Origin of the sequence: Aeromicrobium sp. Root472D3 (assembly GCF_001426485.1) — a bacterium.
Taxonomy (GTDB): domain Bacteria; phylum Actinomycetota; class Actinomycetes; order Propionibacteriales; family Nocardioidaceae; genus Aeromicrobium.
In genome coordinates this window covers 2,503,307-2,526,703 of the sequence record NZ_LMET01000001.1, presented here as the reverse complement: position 1 = coordinate 2,526,703, position 23,397 = coordinate 2,503,307, and the positions used below count along the sequence as shown (strand labels likewise).

Sequence of the window (23,397 nt, the reverse complement as noted above, 5' to 3'; positions counted from 1 at the left end):
GTGGATAGTTGCCGTGTGACCACGACAGACACCGCCCCCGGACTCTCCCTCCCCGAGGAGATGTCGGCCGGCGACGCCGCCCGTCTCAGGGGTCTGCGCCGCATGCGCGCGCTGGCCCTCTCGCTGCTGGTGCTCGCCGCCGTCGTGTACGTGCTGACGCGCGAGCACGACACGGGCTGGCTCGGCTACGTCAACGCCGGCAGCGAGGCGGCGATGGTCGGCGCGATCGCCGACTGGTTCGCCGTGACGGCGTTGTTCCGGCACCCGCTGGGGCTGCCGATCCCGCACACCGCGATCATCCCGAACCGCAAGGAGTCGTTGGGCGAGAGCCTGCAGGAGTTCGTCGCCGACAACTTCCTGAAGGAGGAGGTCATCCGCGAGCGCATCGGTTCAGCGGGCGTCAGCCGCAGGGCGGGTGAGTGGGTCATCGAGGGCCGGCACGCCGACCGCATCGTCCGCGAGGGCTCGCGCATCCTCGCCGACGCCCTGTCGCACGTGCGCGAGAGCGACGTCGCCGCGGTGATCCAGGAGGCGCTGATCCCGCGTCTCGAGGAGGAGGAGCTGAGCCCCGTCGTCGGTCAGCTGCTCGACGAGATCCTGCGCGACGGTGCGCACCACGGTCTCGTCGACCTGGCCGTGGACGAGCTGGCGCGCTGGCTCGACCACAACCACGACGAGGTCGCGGCGCTGATCGAGAACCGGGCTCCGTCGTGGACGCCGCAGTGGCTCGACAAGCGCGTCTCGACCTGGGTGCACGAGCAGGTCGTCGAGTTCGTGGCCGAGATCGGCCGGACGCCCGACCACAACGCGCGTCAGGCGCTCGACAGCTGGTTGCGTGAGCTCGCGCAGGACCTGCAGCACGACCCCGACACGATGGCGCGCTTCGAGCGGCTCAAGGTCCGGATGCTGACGCAGCCGCGCGTCAGCACGACGTCGATCCAGCTGTGGGACGCCCTGCGTCGCGCCGTCATCGGATCGCTGGGCGACGAGACGGGCCTGCTGCGCACCCGCGCCACGGAGGAGATCGAGCGCCTCGGGCACCGGCTCATCGACGACGAGCAGCTCAGCTCGCGGGTCGACACGACGATCTCGAACGTCGCGGCGTACGCCGTCAACAACTACGGCCACGAGGTCGCGACGATCATCTCGGCCACCGTGAACCGCTGGGACGGCAAGGAGACCGCCGACCGCATCGAGTTGCACGTCGGCCGCGACCTGCAGTTCATCCGCATCAACGGCACCGTGGTGGGCGGACTGGCCGGGCTGGTGATCCACGCGATCTCGACCGTGATCTGACACTCTGATTCACAACTCGAGAGTCGGTCCACAAGTGTGGACAACCTGTGGGTAACTTCCGGTGAACTGTGGGTGACGCGCATCACACTGTGGACATCCTGGACGGATGCCGCACTTCTGGAGTGGTACCCCGACATGGCAGGGTGAAACCATGACGACGGTTCCGACGCCCCTGTTCTCGATGGTCCGCTGGCGCGAGGGCTACAAGGCCGAGGAGGTCGACGTGTTCCTCGCCGAGGTCCAGCGCGCGCTCGCCGGGCGGCTGCCCGACCACGCTCTCGCCGAGCGCATCCGCAGCGCGGTGTTCACGCCCGTTCGGCTGCGTCCGGGCTACGACATGCAGCAGGTCGACGACCACCTCGACGAGCTGCACCTGCTGGCATCGCAGGGGCATCCGCGCACCTGAGCCCGCGCCTCGCTCGAACAGGGGACCGGGATTCGGTGGTCGGCAACCCCTTTGCTAGAGTTCAGTGCTGCACGGCGCTCACATCGAGCGCATGTCCGGGTGGCGGAATGGTAGACGCGCTAGCTTGAGGTGCTAGTGCCCGGTTACGGGCGTGGGGGTTCAAGTCCCCCCTCGGACACACACGGGGTCCTGACGAAACTCAGGGCCCCAGAGTGACGAAACCCTGTTCAGACCGCGGTCTGGACAGGGTTTCGTCGTATCTTGGCGCCGCCCGTTGGCCTAGAGCGTCCTGTTCTTGCGAATCCGGGCTCGAAGCGTGTGGCCGGACGCCGGTGGTGGGTCCGTCAGTGAGTTTTGTGAAACGCCTCTGGCCCGCCGGCACGGGGCCAGCGGGCTGCAAGGGGGGGTATGAAGTTGAGGTGCCTGCAGGTCTTACGCGGGCACGGGGGGCGGTACGCCTCCAACGACGTTCCCGCCCGCATCGAGTTCCTCGAACCCATGGTCAGTCAAGTCGACCAGCGTGAGTGGGTCCCTCGTGTCGCCGCACGCCTTGGCCCAACGCAGGAGAGTGGTCAGGTTGTAAGCCGCGACGACGAGGATGGCGTTGAAAGCTGTCTTGAGCAGTCCGACCTGTCGTGTCCAGCCGCGAGTGGACACGTTCTGCTCGGTCTTGATGAAGCCGAAGGTTCCCTCGGCGCGGGACCGGCGTCCGTAGTCGGCTTGCCAGGCCTTGCTGCCCCAGTAGTGCTTCTGGTTCAACTTCGGCGCAGCCGAGGGGTCGATGGTGATGGTCTCCTGCGCGCACGCGCGAGGCAGGTTCTCGAGGTCCTCAGGCTCGACGGTGGGCCGGTCGCCGGGAAGCATGGTGCTCAGCGGGCATCCCTCGCACAGCAGCTTGCCGGCGCGCGCGGGACACTTGAAGCGAGTCTTGCCGGATGACGTCGTGCCGTGCTTCTCGAACTTGTACTGGTCGCGCTCGGCGATCTCAGCGTTGAACCTGTTGAGGTCGGCGACCTGTCGGTCGCGGTCCGCATGCTCCTTTGACGTCGCGTTGCGTCGTAGCTTCAAGGGGCTGAAGGTCTCGGGGCGTGCAATGCGCTTCAGGCGGTTCGGCGTCGACGGGCAGTGCGCCCAGCCGTCGATCATCAGGTAGCCGTCTTTCACGTTCAGCTTGGCGCCATGGTCGTTCGGGTGAAGATCGAAGACCTGCTCGATGCAGAATTCACGAAGCTTGTCGGCCCACTTGGGGGCGACCGAGTAGCTGTAGGCGCGGTCGACCATGATTTCGTCGACACCGCCTGGCAGGCCATTGGCGTAGGCGAGTTCCGCGACTGTTTCTTCGATGCCCTTCTTGTTGGCGGGCAGCAGGAAGAACGTCTCGACCAGTGCAGGCTCCTCGACACCGCCGACTGTGCCGGTGCGAATTCCCATCGTGGCGTGGAAGCCGAAGACCTTCTTGGTGCGGTTGTCGTATGTCTTGGTGCGGGGACCCCATCGTGCGTCTGGGTCGGCGCAGCGGAGTCCGCGGACCTTGCCGCGCGCGGCGGAGTCCAGCGCGGTCGCGTCGATCGCCAGGCGCGTCCCTCGTCCGATGTGTGTCGTGGACGCCGCGAGGATCTTGCGCTGGAAGTCCGTGAGTGCAGCCTGCCGCTCGGCTCGTTCGGCTGGGGTCAAAGAGGTGACGTTATCGACGTCCATGCCGGCCTTTCGGCGCGCAGCTCGCTCCGTGGCCATGAGCACGGGTTTGACGGCGTCACTGGTCTCGTAGGTGTCGGTGATCGCGTTGTGGAGGTAACGCACCTGCCGCAGGGACAGGACGTGAGAGCCGGATCGGATGTTCAGCGTCTTCTGAAGGGTGCGCGACAGCCCGGTGGTCAGCAGGCGGTGCAGTTTCGTGTGGTGAACCTTGTTGAGGTCCTGCGAGACCAAGATGATGGCGGCGAGAAGCACATCGATCTCGAGGTCACGCGGTCGGCCGCCGACGCCGCTTCGGACCCGGGCCTCGACGTCGGCACCCACACCCGAGCGCCGAACGTACTGCATCGTCATCTCGAACCGCTTGGCCTCGACCCTCATCGGTTGCCTCCGGAAGGGTTCTTCAGCTCGGTCAGTGTTCGGGCTACGACAGTCGGGTCTTGGGGCGGGCAGTGCGGAAGCAGGTCGGTGATCGTCCGGGGCGTGGAGAAGCCAGCTGCCTTGAGAAGGTCGGCCAGCGAGATGTTCGAGCACATGGCGGCGACGAGCCACGTGTTGCGCAACCGCATGATGCTGATGGACGGAGCGGGGTCACCGGCGGTGACCGGCACCCGGTCGTCCGTCGGAACAATGTTCGTTCGGTCCTCGACGCGTCCGAGCAGCCGAGCCGACGGGCCTTGTCCGGCGGCGGCGTGGATCCGCAAGGCTGTGCGGATCAGGTCGGCGATGTCGTGACGAACCGGGACGGTGCGTGACCTGCGCCCGTTGATGACGGTGACGGTCAGCACGGGAACGCCGTCCACGTCGACGTCGCTGAAGGACGTTGCGGTGAGCGCACGCATGTCTCCGGCGTCCAGCCCGGCTCCAAGCGGCAGACCGACCAGCAGGCAGATCCTCTTGGTGGCTGCGTCGGTTGGCTGATTCTTGGCGAGCAGGATGAAGGTCCGGCATGTCTGGTTGTCGTAGGGGCCGACCACCGGAGGGCGAGAGATGCGCGCTGGGCGTCCGTCCGGGTGCAGCGAGTCGATGCAGCGACGCAGGGCCGATCGGGCGGTGCTCATCGAGCGTTCTGTCGAGCTGTGGGACGCGACGAACGCCTCGAGGACACCCTGCGCGAACAGTTCATCGCGCCGGATGCGCGGGCTGTTCGTGGCACGTCCCGGCCAGGAGGCGAACCAGGTGAGGAACACCGCGACGAAGGAGCACACCTTCTTGGCGTTGCGCGCCGATCCCGGCTCGTATGCCAGAACGAGGTCTGTCGCCAGCTGCTCGTTTTGTTCCCACACCGGACGGTTGGGAAGCCGCGGCAGGAAACCTTCGATGGCTGCAAGGATCACGGCATCGGGGGCGACAGGATCGGCCTCCGCCGCTTCGGCCCGTTGCTGCGCTGCCATCGCCTTGCGCGCCTGCGCCAAGGCCGCGGTGCGTGACAACGGCTTGACGGTCGAGGATGGATCTGTCTTCTTGCGTGAATCGGAGGTCACGGTTGCCTTCTCGCGTCGGTGGGTCACCTCGGCCAGCGACTGGAGAGTTGCTGGCGCCCACACGGTGCTGGGGTTCGCCGCTGCTGCAGTGGCGCTGACCTGCGGGTTTGCGCGAGCGAAGCTGTCGAACAGGGCCTTCGGAACCGTGCCGCGATCTGCGGAGATGACCGCAGCTAGAAGGGCTGCACCGATGGGCCGGTGGCCAGCGGCCTGGACTAGTGGGTTGACTCGCGTCAGTGCTGCGGGCGGGGACGGGTTGAGAAGCGGCACAACACCGATGGCGCGACCGACGGCGCGCAATGCGTGACGCTGGCGGCTCTTGCTGCCGATGCCCACGACGAAGTTCGTGTACGTCTCGACCGACTGCAACGACAGCAGCGCTGCGATGTCCAGGCGCGTGCCAACCTTCCAGCCCACTGGGCTGGCGAGGAAGCGGACCAGCGCGTTCAGATGACCAGTGGCGATCTGCGGCGACGACGGTCGTGCCGCCGTCACGGCGGCACGCACTTCGTCGCCGACTTCGAGCCACCAGAGTTCTGAGACCTTGCGCGGCGTGTAGTTGGCGATACGTGCCGCGACGGCGGCGTCGACATCGCGGAGCTGGGGTGGGCGGTTGTTGTGGTCCATACCTCTGGCAGTCCCGCCTGGATCTCAGGACGCAAGCGCGCACACACGCGCTGGTGGGGCATGTCGAGTGAAGTCGTTGCCTCATCGCGTCCCGGTGGCGTTCTCCATTGCGCCAACGGCGAGCGCCGGCACGGTGCTACCCGAGGGCTTCGGCCGCTCCGCGCACGACTGAGGACATCCAGGTCCAAGGCGGCGCCCACGCCCCCTGGAGGGCCACAAATGAAGACAAACGACTGGAGTCAGGGCGACCTCGCTGGGGTCGTCACGTTGAGCGACGCGAAGGCGCGTCGACGCAGGGACGTCCTGCTGATGATGCGGCGTCGGGTCGCGATCACGGCGGCCGAGCACCGGTCGCACTCGCTCGACGACGCGACCGCACTGTGGTCACTGCAGCTGGAGCTCGAACAGACGATCCAGGACGAGTTCCCGGACCTGCACGAGGAGCAGTTCGGACTCTGGGCGGTAGAGGAACTCTCCTACGAGCACCCGCCTGGAGTCCTGACTCCCGGGTGCAGCCTGTGCGAAGCCATCGCGTCCGAGGCGCAGATCAACTTGGAACTGCCACAGGCTGCCTAGGCCGAACGACCGAGGGTGGGGTGAGCGCAATGCTCACCCCACCTTTTCGCGCGCACTGCCTCCCCAGACCTTCGGTCTGTCCGTGGCGCAGGCCAGAAGTTGCTGTTGGCCTCTCCGCCCCTCTAGCCGCACCGATAGACCCGGGGCACCACGTGCGGCAGTAACCGTGGCCGCGAACGTCACGTTGGAGGCTTGAGGGCGTGGGTGCTGCTACCGGCGGGGCGACGTGGGCCAGGCCCACCACGACGCGCGGTGGGCCGGCCCGTGTTGCGGCTAGTCGGCGACGGCCGCCGTGGCGGCACCGTTCCTGCGTGCCAGTGCCGTCGCGACCGGGTAGCCGGTTGCCAGCCCGAGCACGATGCCGATCTGCATGAGGAACCAGAACGACCCCTCGGATGCCGGCGGCATGTACTCGTTGAAGTGCAGCAGCAGCATCCACCCGGCCATCCCGATGTCGAACGCCAGGACGGTGAGGACCGCTGCGCCTGCTGCGGCACCTATGCTCAGCCCCGTGGCGGCGGTTCGCTCGAACGCGAACAGCAGCACTATGGCCAGTGCGCCGATGACCAGGAGCATGACCCATAGGTCGATGCCGGCGATGGTCAGGCCGGAGGCCAGGACCAGGGGCACTCCGATGAGGTGTGCGACGGCGCTGGCCGCCCCACCGGGCAGGCTGACGGTCGCCACTGAGGCCGAGGACTCGTGAGCGGTGGAGGCTGGCGTTCGACCGGTCTTGGCGTAGAGCCACAGGGCTGCGGGCCCGAGGTAGAGGCCGGAGCAGATCCAGACGATCTCGGTGGAGATGGTGCGGTGTCGGCGGCCTCGACCGTAGATGTCGGCGGCGATGAGGGCTGCGCTGAGCACGGCGAGGGCGATGAAAACCCAGGCGATGGGGGTGACCCAGTCCGGGACGTTGTTGGTCATGTTCATGAAGGTTCCTTTTTGCGCGTTAGCGGAGTGAGGTGAAGGTTGGGTTGGGGGTTGGTCCGGCATTCGGGCCGGCGACTTGGGCGACTCTGTGCGCTGCGACTCGCTCGGCCGAGCCGGCCAGCTCGACTTGTCTGGTCCTGCCGTCGGCATGGGTGAACAGGTCGTCGCCGGTAGCTACCCGTAGGTCGGCGCCGGTCGGGACGGGGCCGCGCACACGAGTCGTGGCGGGCACGGGCCGCTGGTTCGGGCTCCTAGGACCTGAGCAGGTCCCGCATGGTGGCTATCTCGGCGGTCTGGTCCTTGCGGATCGTGCCGGCGAGCGCCTTCGCGTCGGTGTTCTTGCCGTCGCTCTGCTCAGCCTTGGCCATCTGGATCGCGCCCTCGTGGTGCGCGACCATCATGGTCAAGAACAGTCGGTCGAACTCCGCTCCGGAGGACGCCTTGAGCTCGGCCAGCTGGTTGTCGCTCATCATGCCCGGCATCGGGCTGGAGTTGCCGCTCGTGGTCGAGTGGTCCATGTCGCCCATGTCGTCGCCCTCGGCGGGGACGTCCTTGCCCCAGGTCTTCAACCACCCGGCCATGGTGTCGATCTCCGGGCCCTGGGCGGCCTGGATGTCCGCGGCGAGCTTCAGGACGGCGACGGTGTCGGTGCGGGTCTTGGCCAGCTCTGCCATCTGGGTGGCCTGACGGTGGTGCGGGATCATGTCCTGGGCGAACGAGATGTCCGCCTTGTTGTAGTCGGCACTGGCCGAGTTGTCACGGCTGGAACAGGCGGTCAGGGTTGCTGCCGCCACGGCGACGAGGGTCGCCACCTTCATTCGGGTACGCACGAGTTGTTCTCCTTGGGTCTGCTTGACAGGGGTCGCTTGAACGACGCACACCCCGCGAGGAGGTTGCGCCGGAGGCTGCCTGTCAGCAGCGGATGACGGTCGTGCGTTGTCGTGCCGTCATGGCCTCGAACGCATTGCGCAGCGTTCCCAGCCGTGCCGATGTCGGCGGCGGACGCTGCCACAGCACCCACCGGAACGCACCGCGGGGCCACCCGATGAGAGCGACGAAGGAGATCAGCAGCGCCAGGCACATCGCCACCAGGCCGCCGCAGTCGGACATGCCGCCCTCGGTCCCGGGACCCATCGGCATCGGGTCGCCGCCGTCCGGACTGGCGACCATGGCCGCCTGTGCGGTGTCAGCGTGGTGCGCCGACGTCGTCGACGAAGCCATCTGAGCGTGGGCGGTGTGCTGCCCGCCTGAGGCGGGCCCGAGCACAAGGGTGTGCATCAGGACGGTGCACAGGATCAGGGCAGGCGCCAGCAACGCCATCAGCCACCGGAGGCTGACGGACGCTTCAGCGCGTGCCGTTGGGTGCATCATCAACTTCATCCTACGGACGAGAACCGCAGTCAGCCGGATGGAACGTCAACCCGCCGCCGTGACTCCGCCGACACCCGGGCAGCATACCCCCTGGGGGTATCATGGGAGGTCGGAGAGCTCAGGAGGACGCGATGGAGCAGCACGACACGCACCACCACGACACGCACCACCACGACATGGGGCACGACGACCCCGGTGGCACCAACCACGGCGGTCACCAGGGTGGCGTGAACGCAATGGCGGTCAGCGCGACGCTGCACTGCCTGACCGGGTGTGCCATCGGCGAGATCCTCGGTCTCATAATCGGGACGGTCGCAGGTCTGTCCAACGGGGCCACCATCGTCATCTCGATCGTGCTGGCGTTCGTGTTCGGCTTTTCGCTGTCCTCGTTGCCGTTGTTGAAGGCCGGCTTGGGGGTGGGTGCTGCGCTGAGCGTGGTACTGGCCGCGGACACGTTGTCCATCGCGACGATGGAGGTCGTGGACAACCTGGTCATGGCTGTCATCCCCGGCGCCATGAACGCCGGGCTGGTGAACGTCCTGTTCTGGGTGGGGATGATGATCTCGCTGACGGTGGCGTTCTTCGCCGCCTACCCGGTCAACCGTTACCTGCTGCAGCGCGGCAAGGGTCACGCGCTGACGCACGAGTACCACCAGGCTGCACCCGCTACGACCGGCGTGAGGCGGTTCATCCCGTCCATCCCGACCAACGCGTTGGTCGCGGTCATCGTCGCGTTCGTGCTTGGTGGGCTTGTGGTGTCGGCCGCGGACGACCTCGGTAGCGGTGCCGATGCGACCGCTGGCACCCATCAGAGCTGACGCGTGTGCGGACGCGTCGATCGCAGATGGCGATTGGTCCAGCCGGCGCGGGTCTAGAGATGTGGCTGTTCGCCGCTGACCACGTGGTCGGCGTGGTTCATCCCCTCACGGACCAGCCGCTCGACGTGGCCTCCACGCAGCGAGTAGTGGGCCGTGCGGCCCTCGCGGACGACGTCGACGACCCCCGCGTGCCGCAGCTTCGCGAGGTGCTGGCTGACCGATGTACGTGAGGCGTTGACGGCCTCGACCAGCGCTGTGACGGTCTGAGGGCCCTCGGTCATCAGCCACAGCAGCTCGAGGCGAGTGGGCTCGCCGAGCATCGCGAAGATCTGCGCCCCGTGTCGCAGCCTTGCGGCGTCAGGTCGGACCGGGTGGTCCAGGCTGGCCGGGACCTGCGTCGTGGTGGTCATGGGCGGCTCCGTGACGTCGTGGCGGTGGCCGGCTCGCCTGCTGGCCAGGTCATGACAGCGACGGTAGTCGCTGCGACCGCAACGACTGTCAGGACGGCGGCCGACACGGGTAGTCCAGCCGCTTGGCCGACCCATCCGGCCACCGGATACGCCAGCAGGTAGCAGGCGTGTGACAGCGAGAAGTGCGCCGCGAAGGCTGCGGGACGCTCCGCCTCGGTCACGGCTGCGTTGATGACCTGCCCCGTTGGGGTCAGGACGGCGGACTCAGCCGCGCCGAGCGCGAACCACACGACCAGCAACGCAGGCCACGACGTCGACGAGGACGTCACCGCCACCGCAGCTGCCAGCGCAACCGTGACGGTCACCGTACCGGTCAGCATGACCTGCCGCTCGGTCCGGTGGCGCAGCACGCGCGGCAGGGACAGGGCCACGACCATCGACCCTGCCCCGAAGACCCCGAGCGCCACGGCAACGGAGTCACCGTCACGGCCGAGGGTCTCCCGAGCGACGACGACCGTGTTGACCAGCACCATCGCCGTGGCCCCGGCAGCCGCCAGGTCCAGTGCCAGCACAGCACGCAGCCGTCGACGGCGCACGAACAGGAGCACCCCAGCAGTGACACGCTCACGGAACGGCGCCGCCAGCTCGACGTCGACGACGTGCGCGCCCTGCCTCGACCACAGCACCAGCACCGCCGACCCGACGAAACCGGCAGCGGTCCCGACGAACAAGCCGTGGTACGACACGACCAGCAGTGCGCCCGCTGCCACCACCGGGCTCAGGACCGACTCGAGGTCGTACGCCAGCCGCGAGTTGGACAAGGCCCGCGTGTAGTCGTCCTTGCGCGGCAGGACCGTCGGCAACAGCGCCTGGTACGCCGGCGTGAACGTCGCCGAGGCCGCCTGCAGCAAGAAGATCAGCACGTAGACCTGCCACACCTGGTCGACCCAGGGCAGAGTCGCCGCGACCATCACGCGCACGACGTCCGCTCCCACCATGACCGTTCTGGGCCGAAGGCCCGCAGTCAGCGCCGACACAGCTGGCGCCAACGCGACGTAGGCGACCATCTTGATCGTCAGCGCCGTCGCGACGACAGCCCCGGCCGAGCCCGGCGCGACGTCGTACGCCAGCAGGCTCAGGGCCACCGTCAGTAACCCCGTGCCCAACAGCGCCACGACCTGCGCTCCGAACAGGCTCCGGTAGGCGCGACCCTGCAGCGTCGAAAGTTCTGATGACATACGACCATCATACGTGCACATCTGCGCACATACGCACATGTGTCCTGGTCTGGCGGGCCTGGACCTAGTTGCTACCCAGCGTGGAGCCGGCCTATCATCGTCACATGACGATGACAGTGGGACTGGTCGATCCCGAAGTGGAAGAACCGCTGACTGCGGCCGCGTGCCTGTTCCACGGGTTCAGCGACCGCTCGCGCCTGGTGATCTTGCAGCACCTGCTGCTGGGTGAGCACCGGGTCGTCGAGCTGACTGAGCACCTCGGGTTGGCTCAGTCGACCGTCTCCAAGCACCTGGCGTGCTTGAAGGACTGCGGTCTGGTCACCTCCCGACCGCAAGGCCGGGCGTCGGTGTTCAGCGTCACCCACCCCGAAGCGACCACGCAGCTACTGGCAGCAGCCGAGACGTTGCTGGACCTGACCGGGTTCGCCGTCACCCTGTGCCCCAACCACGGAGTGAGCGCATGAACGACCTCGACCTGGCAACCAAGCAGCGCCTCGGACGTCGCGCGAAGATGCTCGCCGGCCTGTCGGTGACGTACAACGTCGTCGAGGCCGTCATCGCCATCACTGCTGGCATCGTGGCCGGGTCCGTGGCGCTGGTCGGGTTCGGCCTGGACTCGGTCGTCGAGGTCTCCAGCGGCCTGATCATCCTGTGGCAGTTCTCCCACCGCATCCCTGAGTCCCGCGAGCAGCAAGCGCTGCGACTGCTGGCGTTCTCGTTCTTCGCCCTGGCCGCCTACGTCGGGTTCGAGTCCGTGCGAAGCCTGCTGACCGGCGCCGAGTCCGACCCGTCGACCGTCGGCATCGTCCTGGCCGCGGTGTCGCTGGTCGTGATGCCGTTCATCTCCTACGCGCAGCGCCGCACCGGCAAGGCTCTCGGCTCGAACGCGGTCTACGCAGACGGCACCCAGACGCTGCTGTGCACTTACCTGTCGGCGGTGCTGCTGGTCGGCCTGGTCCTCAATGCCACGTTGGGTTGGTCGTGGGCTGATCCCATCGCCGGGCTCATCATCGCCGCCGTCGCCGTTCGCGAGGGGCTCGAAGCATGGCGCGGTGAGGGGTGCTGCTCACCCATCAGCCGCAACGGTGACGACTCCGCCGGGTGCGGCTGCACCGATTGCCAGGACGACTGCTGCGCACCGGCCGGCGAGTTGCAGGTCATTCAGCTCGGCACGGACAGGGGCCTTTGATGGGGGCCGGACACAGCCACGGCCCGCCGGCTGGTCATGCCGGCGCCAAGTACCGCGGCAAGCTGGCCATCGCGTTTGGCCTCATCGCGACGTTCTTCGTCGTCGAGCTGGTCTACGGCCTGCTCGCGGACTCGCTGGCGCTGATCTCTGATGCCGGCCACATGGCAGCCGACGTCGTCGCCTTGGGCGCTGCGCTGGCCGCGACCAAGATCGCGACCCGCAAGGACACGACCGGCCGCCGCTCGTTCGGGTCCTACCGTGCCGAGGTCTTCGCGTCAGGCCTGACGGTCCTGCTGATGCTGGGAGTGTCGGCCTACGTGGTCATCGAGGCCATCAGCCGCATCGGCAGCGACCCTGACGTCTCCTCGGGGCCCATGGTCGTGGTCGGCGGGCTCGGCCTGGTCGTCAACGTCGTCGTGATGCTGCTGCTGCGTGCCGGCTCCAAGGAGAGCCTGAACGTCAAGGGCGCCTACTTCGAGGTCGTCGCTGACACCGCCGGGTCCGTCGGTGTTGTCGCCGCCGGCATCCTCATCGCGACCACCGGGCAGGCATGGTGGGACACAGCTGTTGCCGTGGCCATCGGCGCGTTCGTCGCCGTCCGTGCCGTCATCCTCGGCCGGCAGGTCCTGGCCGTCCTGGGCCAACATGTCCCAGAGGGGATGGCCATCGACGCAGTCGCCGACGACCTGGCCGACATCCCCGGAGTCACCGACGTCCACGACCTGCACATCTGGGTCCTGACGTCAGGCATGAACGTGGCCACCGCCCACCTCGTCGCCGACGACACCGATGAGTTCCCCCGCATCCTCGAACACGCCCGCACGACCTTGAGGACCACCTACGCCATCGAGCACGCCACCCTCCAGGTCGAACGCACCGCAGCCCGCGAGTGCCACGAGATCGACTGGTGACCCACACCCAGGAACGAGACGACCGATGAAGACCATGACCAGACAGACCAAGATCGCGGTCCTGTTCGGACTGGTGGCCGTAGCCCTGTTCGGTGGTGCATTCGTCTACCAGAACCTCGCAGCCACCGAACCTGCCGACGCTGCCGAGCGTGAGAACATCACCGTCCGCGCGGACAGCCACCGCCTCGACACCGCCGACGACGGCAAGGTCACCCTCGTGGAGTTCCTGGACTTCGAGTGCGAGGCCTGCCGTGCCGCGTACCCGTTCGTCGAGCAGCTCCGCGAAAAGTACGACGGTCAGGTCACGTTCGTCCTGCGCTACTTCCCGATCCCGAGTCACACCAACGCGAAGAACGCCGCCTACGCGGTGGAGTCCGCCGCCCGTCAGGGCAAGCTCGAGGACATGTACAAGCGGATGTACGACACCCAGGCCGAGTGGGGAGAGTCCCAAGACTCCAAGGACGACCTGTTCCGCAGCTACGCCCAGGAGCTCGGCCTCGACATGGCCCAGTACGACGCCGACGTCGCCAGCCCCGACGTCGCAGCACGCGTCGCCAAGGACGTGGCCGACGGGCAGCGGCTCGGCGTCACCGGCACCCCCTCGTTCTTCCTCAACGGCAACCACCTGACCCCTTCCACCACCGACGAGTTCATCGACGCCATCGACAACGCCCTCTCGAAGTAGGACGCGAACGAGCCTTCTTCAAGGCTGCGTCCCCTCCTCGCAGCACCGTTCTGCTCAAGACGTGAGGTGCGTCAACTGCTGCCCCCTGGATCCGCGAGCGGTACGGGAGCACACTGGAGGCATGAGCGTCTTGCCTCGCAGGAGTGCCGCAGAGCAGGCCAAGAACATGGCCCTAGGGGAGGCGCTCGCACGAGCGGTCGAAGAAGCCCACCTCGGTGACATCCTCGCTACCAGGGGCATCACGACCGTCGTGTTGGACGAGGACGGACGCATGGTCGAGTACCGGCCCGACGGCACCACCACCGTCCTGAGTTGAGCCCGGACACCACGGCCTGTCGGTGGCTGGAGCCACGATGGGACGGTGACCGACCCGATCGAGAAGTGGCGCCAAGCGTCGCGCGACATGCAAGCGCGCCTGCTTGAGTCCGGGGTGCTGGATCTTGAAGCGCTCCGGTCCCAGCGACGCGACCCCAACACCGCAGCCACCGCAGACTGGGCGCGAACGCAGGGGAGCGCAGTCCTTGTCCTCGCCGACGCCGGCGGCCCCGTCTACCCGACGTTCCAGTTCACCGACACCGGCGACCTGCGGCCCGAGCTGGCCACGCACGTGGCAGTCCTGCAGGATGCCGGGCTGTCGCCATGGATGACCTGGGCATGGCTGACTGAGCCTGTCGCCCTGCTGTCCGGCGACATCCCGGAGCAGATCATGGTCACCAACCCGCGCCGCGTCGGGCGTGCTGTTCAGCGGTACGCCGACAGGTACCGCGTCCGAGGCTGACCAGCGTCCCGCCTCCGCAGGGATGGCTACTTCGGTGTGATGTTGACGTCGCACATCTGGTCACCGTGCTGGAGACCGACCATCCCGTTCATCACCTTGGTGGGGACCTTCTCCGAGAACGGGACACGGACCTCCTCGCCCGGACCCACTGTGACGGTCTTGGTCGCCGTGTAGGCCTCCAGCCCGACCGGGAACCACTGGGCCGAGACGTCGACTTCACCCGCGGCGGTGCCGGAGTTCGAGACGTTCCCGGTCGCGACCAACGAGTAGGTGGACGGCTCGATGACCAGCGGGAACTCGTTCTCGCACGACGACGTCATCTCTAGGACGGCCTCGTCCGGGGGCGCCGGCGTCGCAGTGTCAGGGGTCGCCGTAGCCGCCGCGAGCGGTGCGGGAGCTGAGTCCGACTGTGAGTTCGTGCCGCACGCGGCGAGCATCATCGCGACGACCGCGCAGATCGCAGTACCCAGCGGGTTCTTGCCTGTCACCGGCAGCATCCCTTCGTAGATGATGGCGCCCGGACAGGACTGTACGGGGCCACCTGCCCCCGCGAGAGCTGTTCTGGCTCAGTCCACCTGGAAGTGCGCCAGTCCTTGCGTGCGCTGGACCGCGTCCTGGTACCGCCGGACTGCCCAGGCCGAGAACTCCAAACCTGACAGGGCGCTGGTAAGGCTCGAGCCTCTGGGGTCGTGCGAGCGGGTCCGCAGTGTCAGCAGGTCATGTCCGAGGGGAGCGTCCGGGTCCTCGACTGCGAGGTCGAGGTCGTTGCGCACGGCTTCTACCTCCTGCTCGACCCGTCGAATGTGCTTCTGTGCTGTTCGTAGCTCGTGCAGCAGCTGCTTGCGTAAGAGCCCCAGCAGGGACTGGTACGTCGGCAGACAGTCCGCGCGTAGGTACACGTGGCCGGCTCGACCACGCTCGACGCCGTGGACGAGCAGTTTGTCCTCGATCAGCATCTTCAGCGCGTCCACGTCCACACCCGTCTGGCGGTGGACCTCGGACAATTTCAACAGCACCGGTGCGGCTTCGCCGCCGCCATCGGCTGGTGCGGTCTCGGGGGAGGGAACCGGCTGCTCTGTCATCCCCGCATGGTGCCACGTGGCAGGTGGCCGAAGTGCTGATACGGCCAGTACTCGGGTGCTGCCGACGCCAACGCCACGGGGTGGCCGGGCGGGGTGCCGACGGTGGCCGGCCGGTGCACGCGATCAGCTTCTAGTTCGCCTGCAACGCAGGCACGCTCAGCCGGGTTGTCAGTGTCTCGCCCTAGGCTGCTGGTCATGAGCTCGAAGTTGGCCACCTGTGCGTTCTCTCCTCGGCGCAAGGGCGAGTGACGTGTCGTCCGAGGTGCTGGAACTCCAGCTGGACTTGACCGTGTTTGGGGACGCTGAGGTCATCGAGGCCCGCCTACCTAGGTCCGCCGTCGGGCACTTGAGCGTGGGGGACGTCGTCATGGTCGTAGATGACTCCGTCGAGCAGCGCCCCTACAAGGTGGCCCAACTTGGCAATGACGGCCGGGACGTGCGCCTACTGGCCGTTGACCCCAGCTCGGCCGCCGCCGACCACCCGGCAGGTACGGTCGGCGCGGACCGGGCCTAGAACTTCGCGCCCCGGCGTTCGCGCACCGCGGGTTCCGGGCATGCGAGGGGTCAGCCGAACAGTCGCTTGAACAGTGATGGCTTCTTCAGCGCCCTATTCATGTTCCTCAACCCCGGCGCGCGGGCGTTCTTCCGGGACTGGGAGACCGTCGCCAACGACACCGTCGCCATCTTGCGAGCCGAGACCGGACGGGACCCGCACGACCGCGACCTGTCAGACCTCGTCGGCCAGCTCTCCACCCGCAGCGACGACTTCCGCACCCGCTGGGCCGCCCACGACGTCCGCATCCATGCCACTGGCGTCAAGCACTTCCACCACTCCGCGGTGGGAGACCTCGACCTGCCGTACGAGAGCCTCCCGATCGAGCCGGGCTCCACGACCAACCTGGTCGCGTACACAGCCGAACCGGACTCCGCCGCCAGCGAAGCTCTCAGCCTCCTGGCCATCTGGGCGGCAAGCCAGAAGGGCACGACCGCCACATCGGCAGCCCATGTTGCTCAACCAGACCAGCCCCGAGGCTAGGTCCGCATCGCCAGCACGGCCGCCCTGTCACCTACATCAAGCGCGGTCCGGTTCTTGCGGTGTACCCGGACTTGGCCGGCCTCGGAAGATGTCGCGCAACCGCAAGGACCGAACTGTGTGGTGGTACAGACGCTGACCGAGTAGCGCAGGGCAGGCGGTGCCCAGGTGGTCTGCGCAGGCCCTGATCGCCGCATCATGGCCCGATCGGATGAGTCGCATAGCCCGATGTGACAGGGATTCTGAAACCTCGGACGGGTAGCCGGACGCCGCGTTACGCTGTCGCGGCTGCGAACCCAGCACCCGTCACAACGAACCCGGAGAAGTTTCTTGAAGACCCTTGCCCGCATCACCGCCCTCGCGGCATCCGTCGTCCTCGTCGCAGGTGTGGCGCCGGCCAACGCCGCCCCGGCCGACAACGTCAGCATTCAGAAGATCGCCAAGGTCAAGCTGAAGAACAAGACGAAGGCCAAGGTCGCCCCGAAGGTCAAGATTGGCCCTGCCGTCCAGCTCGTCTCTAAGACGCTGACGGTGAAGAAGGGCAGCAAGACCGTTGCGAAGAACAAGAACGCCGTCTCGCTGAAGGCAGGCAGCTACCGGGTCACCACGACGGTCAAGTACAAGGTCCTGCAGTCCAGCACGACCCTCGTCTCGGACGGGACGACGGCCATCCCCATGTCGTGCGTCGTGACCGGCACCGAGCTGAACAACGTCGAGGGCTACGACGTCACCCTCATGTTCCTCGACTGCACCGGCGCATTCGACGGCATCTACAAGGCGCGCATGGCGTACGTGAACGACCCGTTCCTGCGCTCGCTCGTCGGGGACAACATCTGGGGCGACTCGTTCCTTGAGCACCCCAACTCGGTGCCCCCCGTCACGGGGACCCGGTTCGCCGCGACCGTCAAGCCTGTCGACGTAGTCCTGTACAAGACCACGCAGACTCTGTCCGTCGTCAAGTCCAAGAAGGCTTCGCAGTCTCTGAAGGTCGTTCGCTGACGAGTGCGCGCGACCTGCACCGGCTCGCCGGTCACAGACCGATCGTCACGTCGGCATCTTGTGGCCGGCGCGCCTTGGTAGGCGGCTAGTCCGCCACGACGGCGTCTAGCGGGATAGGTCTTAGCAGTCGAAGACGCCCGACGACGAAGACCGCAAGAGACTTCATGGACGTGAACGTATGAGTGAGATGGCAGCTTCGCGGGGCGCGCGGCCATGGCTCGGTAGAGTCGCCAGATGACCGGCGATGTTGTCATCCTGGGGGCGGGGTTCTCAAGGGCTGTGTCGAGCGCGATGCCGATGACTGCGGAGCTGGGTCAGGAGGTGCTGAACCTACTGAGTGCTCGGGGAGCTACCGGCCTCGAGCGTCTCGAGTTTGACGGCTCGCAGCTTGAACGGTGGCTGTCCCGGCTCGCGGAACCTCAACCTGACCTGAGCGCGGCGAAGAACGCAGCCAACCAGTCGTTGTTCTTGATGGCGACGGAGGCGGTGCGCGATGTCATCGTTGCGCGACAGCAGGTGGCGCACGCTGACGAGATGCCGTGGTGGCTGAGGCGCCTGTTGGGGGTCTTCCACTTCCAGAAGACCACAGTGGCCACGTTCAACTACGACACCCTTGTTGAGACAGCGGTCGGCATGGCAGGCCTGTTCGACGGAGAGAGCCGGCTGGTCACAGGAGCCGAGAGCATCCGGCACATGCCGCCCCTGCGAGAGCGTCCTGCCGAGGGGATGCAGTGGGGCACCCAGAGGTCCGACACGTTCCGGTACCTGAAGCTGCACGGTTCTGTGGACACGTTCTGGATACCCGGCGATGTCTCCGGAGCAAGCATCGGCCGGTGGTACATGCCTGGTAGATGGGGTGAGCCGCAAGTACCGGATGACGAGGACCGCCGCCAAGTCCTGCCCGGCACGGAGGCGTACATCGTTCCGCCGGCGGCAGCCAAGTCGTCGTTCTACGCCAACCCGCTGGCCCGCGAGTTGTGGCGTACGACGGCTCAAGCGCTTGCCGAGGCTGACCGCGTGACTGTTGTCGGGTACTCGCTCCCGCTGACGGACCTTGTCACGAGCGGGATGCTTGCCGACACGATCGTGAACTCGACGTGCGAGGTGGTGGTCGTAGACCCGGTCCCTGATGTAGTAGGAGGCAGGCTCGTCGAACTAGGTGCAGACCTTGGGCGCATACAGCACGTCGGCGGTGACGACTGCGTCATGCGGTGGGCCGAGCAGCTCGACGAAGACATGACGGTCGAGCTGCCCGCGGACCTCGATGGTGACGTGCGGCTTACCGTTGGTTGGGGAACCACCCCGTGGGCTGCCGTGACCTCGGCTGTCGCCAGGGATGGGGACGGGCTCGCTCGCGTCCAGGTCGCAGACGCAGCGAGTGTTCCGTGGGGCTCAGCGACGGTCCCAGTGCGCGAACTCCTCGGACCGATGGGGCGTCCGGATCGCATAGAGGTCGAGTACGCCACCGGTCGCAGGTCCCGAGTCGCGCACGCTGTGCGGTGGTCTGAAGATGGCAGCGGTCGGTACCTGGTGCTTACGCCGTCTGCCAGAGAGGCGCAGTGAGGTCGGCGAGTCGTTGGCCTCGGCACCTTCGCGCACAACGCGAGGAAGCGCGCGTCGGTCTGAGCATCTCGTCACGTCGTAGCTCAACGCCAACGCGTTCGCCGAGCCCAAGAGCTGCTCGAGAAGACCAACCTGACCGGTGCGGTCGCAGCGACCGCCGGCTTCGAGTCGGCCTCCACCTCGCGTGCCCAGCTCCGCCGCCGACCCGGCACGAGCCTCCGGGCTTACCGCGCGACGTCCACACCCACTCCGCAGGGCCAGACGGACCTCCACTGAGCCAGTAACCAGATCCGCCGGTCTTGCACCGGGTCTGATCAGCCGAGTCGCTGCGGTGTCTGTCGCCAGCCGGGACCAACCCAGGTAAGTGGCGGGAAGTGGGAGCGAAGACCACACGGGTCCCGCAGGTAGCCGGAGCTAGTAGGTAGCTGCTTTGAGGGCGGCTTCGAGGTCCTCCCACCTGGGAATCTCGAGGCATCTCGGCGCAGGCTCGTCGCTGCATCGTTCCGATGGGTAGCCGGCAAGGCCGCAGATCTCGTCGACCTCGGAGTCCTGCAGGTCTCTGGTCGACGTTCTGCTCACGTGCTGTGTACCGCCTTCTGCATGTCCGCACGAGAAGCCGAAGGTGACCACGCGAAAGCGTGAGGCCGGGGCTCACCTCGCTGAGGAACACGAGCTGCTCATGGGTGATCGGCCACACCGCACTAACGACCATCACCTCTACCTGCCGTTTACCGATGACCGCGGGTGCTGGCTCGGCGATGATGACGGGGTCACTGAACCTGACTTGGCGCCGAATCGTTCGGAACTGGTCCGTGTACCAGCCTGGCACGTATCGGCTGCCGACCTGGATCTTGTGCGAACGGGCGTAGACTAGGGCCGTCATGAGGCCGAATTCGACCTTGTCGCCAACCCGCGCCTTGTTCAGCCGGGCAAAGAATCGTGTTTTGGCGCGCGCGGTTCCTTCAATGACGAGGATCTGGGTGTAGGTAGGAACGGTGTTCATCGGGCTTCTCCTGCAGGTTTGGCGAAGACGACGGCAGCGGGGAATTGCGCTACGTTGTCTACCTTCTTGGCTGTCGACCTGGACGGTCCTGTGTAGGACAGGCACGTCAACCGTGCGCACAGTCGCCGCGCCGGCTGTCCTCTCCGTGCGGTATCCGTTCCCTCTCGCTGTCGTGCGTGCGATCTGGGGCACCACGAGGCGTGGGGAGTCTGACGCCTTCGGCGACGTCAACAGGAAGGAAGCTCGGCCTGGCGGCAGGAACTCGAACAGAGTGGGGCGTGCCCCTACAGGACGACGGGCTTGCGGGCTAGCTGTGTTGTTCGGACACGTTGTTGTCACGGAAGACCGTCCAAGCCTCTTGCGCTCTCTGGCACGACGACCTTCACCGCGTGGCAGCTCGCAACGACACCCAGCCAAGAATGCGAGCGCCGGCGTACCGCATGGGTGGAAGCGGACGCCGCGTGGGTTTGCAAACCAAGAAGCGGTCGCCGCAGTCAGTCCTTCCAGAACATGCGCAGTCCCGGGCCCGGGCACAAGGTGCGTGTCCGGACCCGGAACACCTTCTACCGGCCATGCGTCCCAGCGACTCAAGGTCCTTCGCCTGACGTTCAGCTCTTCCGTAGGGTTCTGCGAAGGATCTTGCCGGAAGCCGACTTTGGCACGGCGTCGATGAAGCTGACGGCTCTTACCTTCTTGTAGGGGGCCACCCGCTCCTGGACGTACGAAAGGACTGTGTCTTCGTCAATGATCGCTCCCGGTGCGACGACCACGTAAGCGTGTGGCGCCTCGTCCCCGTCGCCGATCGGGTCGCCGACCACGGCAACGTCAGCTATGTCCGGGTGTTCGAGCAGCAGGCCCTCGATCTCGGCGGGCGCCACTTGGTAGCCCTTGTACTTGATGAGTTCCTTGAGACGATCGACGATCGTCACGGCGCCTTGTGAGTCGACGACCGCGATGTCGCCGGTGTGCAGGTAGCCCTCGGCATCCAAGGTTGTGGCCGTCGCGGTCGGGTTGTCGAGGTACCCAAGCATGACGTTCGGTCCCTTGCACCAGAGCTCTCCGCGTTCGCTGACGCCCGACTGGGGGAGCCCGCGTTCCTGGCCTGTCTCGGGGTCGACCAGCTTGCAGGTCATGTTGGCGACGGTGAGGCCGACCGACGCGGGCGCGATGTTGTCGACCGAGAGCGGGGCGATGTGGCTGACCGGGCTCATCTCGGTCATGCCGTAGGCCTGGCGGACCGCGCATCCGAGACGCGTAGCCACGGCCCCAGCGAGGGTCGCGTCCAGCGGTGCGGCTCCCGACAGCACGAGTCGGACCGATGACAGATCGCGACCGTCGAGGGATGGCGACTTGCCGATCGCGACCATGACGGGTGGAGCGACAGGCAAATGTGTGAGTCGTTCGCGCTCGATGACGTCCAGAAGCGTGTCGAGGTCGAACGAGCGCATCGTCACGATGGTTGCCCGCCGGCGGAGCGATAGGTTCACCACCACCGTCATCCCGTAGATGTGGGCGAACGGAAGCAGGCCCAGCACAGCGGAATGGTGATCAATGCCGAGCGGTTCGTCCAGCTGGCACAGGTTCGCGACGAGGTTGCGATGGGTCAGCGAGACTCCCTTCGGCAGGGCTGTGGTGCCTGACGAGAACGGGAGCGTCGCCACTTGGGTGACCGGCGCGACGACGCGGTCGACAAACGGCGTGGCTGTCTCTGGGGACAGGTCCACCGAGTCGAGGTCGCGGGCCGCCCCAGCGTCAAGTCCTGCCTGTTCGGCTCCAGCGCGCGCCGCCTCGAGCACGACGGGATCCGCATAGATCTTCATGGCCTTCGAGGCCGTTAGCTGCTTCGCGACCTCGGATGCGTTGGCGAGCGTCGTCACCGGTGTGACGACGACGCCCGCCTTGAGCGCCCCGAGGTACGCCACGACCCATCGGGCGGAGTTCGGTCCCATCAGTGCGACCGTCTCTCCATTGTCAGTATCCGCGGCGATGGCCGCCGCGAAGTGGTCGACGGCGGACGACAGCTCGCCGTAGGTCAGGGTGACTCCGGCGTGCAGGTCGACGACTGCCCGACGGTGTGCGTCGTCCTCGCTGAGCTCGCCCAGCAGGTAGGTGACGATGCTGATGTCGGGGATGTCGACCGGCGGGAACGGGCTGGTGAACGGCACGGTCAGCTGGTTGCGTAGTCGGCGATGTTCGTCTCGAACCCGGCTTCGGATCCGAGGATCAGGATCTCACCGTGCTCGATGTCCTCCTGCCACACCAGTGACGCGTTGGAGGTGTGCAGCGGGTGGTCCTGGACCGTCAGGACGCGGGCGCCCTCGTCGCTGATGAAGTGCTGGTGCGCGGCCCAACCCGGAGCCGAGAGCATGAGGTCGCCGGCCGCCCACTCGTAGCGCTGGCCCTCGACGACACTCGCCCCGCTGCCACCGAAGTGGTAGTTGATGGCCGAGCTCATGTGCCGGTGGTTGCCGCCGATGAACTCGCCACCCACCGCGGTGATGGTGGCGAAGAACGAGGGGGTCGTGCCGTTCAACCGGCCGGTCGCGGGGTTGTAGAGCACGACTAGAGGACGGCCGGTGTACCCGGTGGTCAGTCCCAGCACGCCGCTGAGGTGCTGGCTTACCTCGGCCCACGCGAAGTGGAGCGGCTTGTCCTCGACGAAGTCCGGGTCGACGAGGTGCTCGTAAGGGAGCAGCTGCTCGTCGCCGGTCAGCGGGATCGCGGGTGCGAGGTCCTTGGCCCGACGACCGTGGTCGATGACTCCGGCCTCGATGGCGGCGGCTTCGCTGCCTCGGTCCTCGTAGAACGCCGAGATCGACTCGAGCAGCGCGGCGTTCGAGTAGCGCAGGTAGCGGAACGGCTCGGTGCCGGTGTTAGTGAAGCGCTCAAGGCGCATGGTCGGCTTGGTCCAGACGTCCTGAAGGGAAATCTGCATGGTGCGGTCGCCCACCTCCACCTGGCCGGTGCCGCCGATGCCCATGGCGAGCCCGGTGGTGTTGTCGCGGGTCAGCTCCGTCGACTCGCCTGGGAGGACGACGCCCACGACGACCTGCGTGGCAGGAGCGAGCCCGCGGACTCCGGCCGGTGCCTGCGGGTGGACGATGAACGCTTCGCGTCGACCGTGGTCGTCCTGGTCACCGTCCTCGAGTGCCGACAGCTGCGCCTCGATCTCGGCGGCCGAGATCTTCATGGGACTCCACAGTTCGCGCGGCTTCCGCTCGATCTCACGGCTGTCTTGAAAGATGTTCTGGGCGTTCATATAGGCGCTCCTTGCGAGGCTGCGTCGCTGCAGGGCAGCGAACG

General features: G+C 66.9%; 25 protein-coding genes and 1 tRNA gene. 15 read left to right on the top strand and 11 right to left on the bottom strand.

The window, feature by feature from the left end; all coding sequences use genetic code 11:
* The first annotated feature begins 15 nt into the window (after window positions 1-15).
* The 3 genes from ASD10_RS12480 (at window position 16) to ASD10_RS12470 (ending at window position 1,880) form a co-directional block, all read left to right on the top strand.
* Complete coding sequence (locus ASD10_RS12480; protein ID WP_235501855.1) at window positions 16-1,296, top strand: DUF445 domain-containing protein; 1,281 nt, start codon at window positions 16-18, stop codon at window positions 1,294-1,296.
* Between the two features lie 151 nt (window positions 1,297-1,447).
* A complete protein-coding gene (locus tag ASD10_RS12475; protein WP_056608891.1) occupies window positions 1,448-1,702 on the top strand; it encodes a DivIVA domain-containing protein in 255 nt (84 codons plus the stop codon).
* A gap of 93 nt (window positions 1,703-1,795) precedes the next feature.
* A tRNA-Leu gene (locus ASD10_RS12470) sits at window positions 1,796-1,880 on the top strand.
* Between the two features lie 254 nt (window positions 1,881-2,134).
* Here ASD10_RS12470 and ASD10_RS12465 read toward each other — a convergent pair.
* A complete protein-coding gene (locus ASD10_RS12465) occupies window positions 2,135-3,778 on the bottom strand; it encodes a transposase (RefSeq protein ID WP_056608889.1) in 1,644 nt (547 codons plus the stop codon).
* Complete coding sequence (locus ASD10_RS12460) at window positions 3,775-5,508, bottom strand: hypothetical protein (protein WP_056608887.1); 1,734 nt, start codon at window positions 5,506-5,508, stop codon at window positions 3,775-3,777. Before ASD10_RS12460 ends, ASD10_RS12465 begins: the two co-directional genes overlap by 4 nt.
* Before the next feature lie 219 nt (window positions 5,509-5,727).
* Here ASD10_RS12460 and ASD10_RS12455 point away from each other — a divergent pair, with 219 nt between their 5' ends.
* Window positions 5,728-6,084 (top strand): hypothetical protein, encoded by a 357-nt coding sequence (locus tag ASD10_RS12455; RefSeq protein WP_056608885.1) that lies wholly within the window; start codon window positions 5,728-5,730, stop codon window positions 6,082-6,084.
* 273 nt (window positions 6,085-6,357) lie between these two features.
* On the opposite strand, the gene ASD10_RS12450 is transcribed toward ASD10_RS12455, so the two are convergent.
* The 3 genes from ASD10_RS12450 to ASD10_RS12440 form a co-directional block, all read right to left on the bottom strand.
* Entirely contained in the window at window positions 6,358-7,014 is a 657-nt protein-coding gene (locus ASD10_RS12450) for a DUF4396 domain-containing protein (RefSeq protein ID WP_056608883.1), read from the bottom strand.
* Window positions 7,015-7,265: 251 nt separating this feature from the next.
* A complete protein-coding gene (locus ASD10_RS12445) occupies window positions 7,266-7,808 on the bottom strand; it encodes a DUF305 domain-containing protein (RefSeq protein WP_235501853.1) in 543 nt (180 codons plus the stop codon).
* A gap of 118 nt (window positions 7,809-7,926) precedes the next feature.
* Window positions 7,927-8,385: a hypothetical protein gene (locus ASD10_RS12440; protein WP_235501845.1), complete on the bottom strand. Its 459-nt coding sequence runs from the start codon at window positions 8,383-8,385 to the stop codon at window positions 7,927-7,929.
* 131 nt (window positions 8,386-8,516) lie between these two features.
* On the opposite strand from ASD10_RS12440, the gene ASD10_RS12435 reads away from it, so the two are divergent.
* On the top strand, window positions 8,517-9,203 hold the full coding sequence (locus tag ASD10_RS12435; RefSeq protein WP_235501844.1) for a DUF4396 domain-containing protein: 687 nt from the start codon (window positions 8,517-8,519) through the stop codon (window positions 9,201-9,203).
* 53 nt (window positions 9,204-9,256) lie between these two features.
* Here ASD10_RS12435 and ASD10_RS12430 read toward each other — a convergent pair whose 3' ends face one another.
* Complete coding sequence (locus ASD10_RS12430; protein ID WP_056608880.1) at window positions 9,257-9,613, bottom strand: helix-turn-helix transcriptional regulator; 357 nt, start codon at window positions 9,611-9,613, stop codon at window positions 9,257-9,259.
* Window positions 9,610-10,851, bottom strand: coding sequence for an MFS transporter (locus tag ASD10_RS12425; RefSeq protein WP_056608879.1), 1,242 nt, complete (start codon window positions 10,849-10,851; stop codon window positions 9,610-9,612). Before ASD10_RS12425 ends, ASD10_RS12430 begins: the two co-directional genes overlap by 4 nt.
* 104 nt (window positions 10,852-10,955) lie before the next feature.
* Between ASD10_RS12425 and ASD10_RS12420 the strand changes: the two genes are divergently transcribed.
* The 6 genes from ASD10_RS12420 to ASD10_RS12395 all read left to right on the top strand — a co-directional run bounded on the left by ASD10_RS12420 (window position 10,956) and on the right by ASD10_RS12395 (window position 14,414).
* Window positions 10,956-11,315 (top strand): helix-turn-helix transcriptional regulator, encoded by a 360-nt coding sequence (locus tag ASD10_RS12420; RefSeq protein ID WP_056608878.1) that lies wholly within the window; start codon window positions 10,956-10,958, stop codon window positions 11,313-11,315.
* Window positions 11,312-12,040: a cation diffusion facilitator family transporter gene (locus ASD10_RS12415; RefSeq protein ID WP_056608876.1), complete on the top strand. Its 729-nt coding sequence runs from the start codon at window positions 11,312-11,314 to the stop codon at window positions 12,038-12,040. The genes ASD10_RS12420 and ASD10_RS12415 overlap by 4 nt, the downstream gene beginning before the upstream one ends.
* Window positions 12,040-12,951: a cation diffusion facilitator family transporter gene (locus ASD10_RS12410; RefSeq protein ID WP_056608874.1), complete on the top strand. Its 912-nt coding sequence runs from the start codon at window positions 12,040-12,042 to the stop codon at window positions 12,949-12,951. Before ASD10_RS12415 ends, ASD10_RS12410 begins: the two co-directional genes overlap by 1 nt.
* Window positions 12,952-12,985: 34 nt before the next feature.
* Entirely contained in the window at window positions 12,986-13,636 is a 651-nt protein-coding gene (locus ASD10_RS12405; RefSeq protein WP_056610498.1) for a thioredoxin domain-containing protein, read from the top strand.
* 121 nt (window positions 13,637-13,757) lie between these two features.
* Window positions 13,758-13,952, top strand: coding sequence for a hypothetical protein (locus ASD10_RS12400; protein ID WP_056608871.1), 195 nt, complete (start codon window positions 13,758-13,760; stop codon window positions 13,950-13,952).
* A gap of 45 nt (window positions 13,953-13,997) precedes the next feature.
* Window positions 13,998-14,414, top strand: coding sequence for a hypothetical protein (locus ASD10_RS12395; RefSeq protein ID WP_056608870.1), 417 nt, complete (start codon window positions 13,998-14,000; stop codon window positions 14,412-14,414).
* Window positions 14,415-14,440: 26 nt separating this feature from the next.
* Here the strand turns inward: ASD10_RS12395 and ASD10_RS12390 are convergent, their stop codons facing one another.
* Window positions 14,441-14,734 carry a hypothetical protein gene (locus ASD10_RS12390; protein ID WP_056608868.1) on the bottom strand — a complete coding sequence of 98 codons (294 nt, stop codon included), beginning with the start codon at window positions 14,732-14,734 and terminating at the stop codon, window positions 14,441-14,443.
* Between the two features lie 246 nt (window positions 14,735-14,980).
* Window positions 14,981-15,496: a DNA-binding protein gene (locus ASD10_RS12385; protein WP_157432581.1), complete on the bottom strand. Its 516-nt coding sequence runs from the start codon at window positions 15,494-15,496 to the stop codon at window positions 14,981-14,983.
* Between the two features lie 250 nt (window positions 15,497-15,746).
* On the opposite strand from ASD10_RS12385, the gene ASD10_RS12380 reads away from it, so the two are divergent.
* The 4 genes from ASD10_RS12380 (at window position 15,747) to ASD10_RS12365 (ending at window position 19,091) form a co-directional block, all read left to right on the top strand.
* Window positions 15,747-16,010 (top strand): hypothetical protein, encoded by a 264-nt coding sequence (locus ASD10_RS12380; protein ID WP_157432580.1) that lies wholly within the window; start codon window positions 15,747-15,749, stop codon window positions 16,008-16,010.
* 99 nt (window positions 16,011-16,109) lie between these two features.
* Window positions 16,110-16,532: a hypothetical protein gene (locus tag ASD10_RS12375; RefSeq protein WP_056608862.1), complete on the top strand. Its 423-nt coding sequence runs from the start codon at window positions 16,110-16,112 to the stop codon at window positions 16,530-16,532.
* A 327-nt stretch (window positions 16,533-16,859) separates the two neighbouring features.
* Window positions 16,860-17,528 carry a hypothetical protein gene (locus tag ASD10_RS12370; RefSeq protein ID WP_157432579.1) on the top strand — a complete coding sequence of 223 codons (669 nt, stop codon included), beginning with the start codon at window positions 16,860-16,862 and terminating at the stop codon, window positions 17,526-17,528.
* 234 nt (window positions 17,529-17,762) lie between these two features.
* Entirely contained in the window at window positions 17,763-19,091 is a 1,329-nt protein-coding gene (locus ASD10_RS12365) for a hypothetical protein (RefSeq protein ID WP_157432578.1), read from the top strand.
* A gap of 1,611 nt (window positions 19,092-20,702) precedes the next feature.
* Here the strand turns inward: ASD10_RS12365 and ASD10_RS12360 are convergent.
* Together ASD10_RS12360 and ASD10_RS12355 are read right to left on the bottom strand one after the other, a co-directional pair.
* Complete coding sequence (locus ASD10_RS12360; RefSeq protein WP_056608855.1) at window positions 20,703-22,259, bottom strand: AMP-binding protein; 1,557 nt, start codon at window positions 22,257-22,259, stop codon at window positions 20,703-20,705.
* A 2-nt stretch (window positions 22,260-22,261) separates the two neighbouring features.
* Complete coding sequence (locus tag ASD10_RS12355) at window positions 22,262-23,353, bottom strand: hypothetical protein (RefSeq protein ID WP_157432577.1); 1,092 nt, start codon at window positions 23,351-23,353, stop codon at window positions 22,262-22,264.
* Window positions 23,354-23,397: the final 44 nt, after the last annotated feature.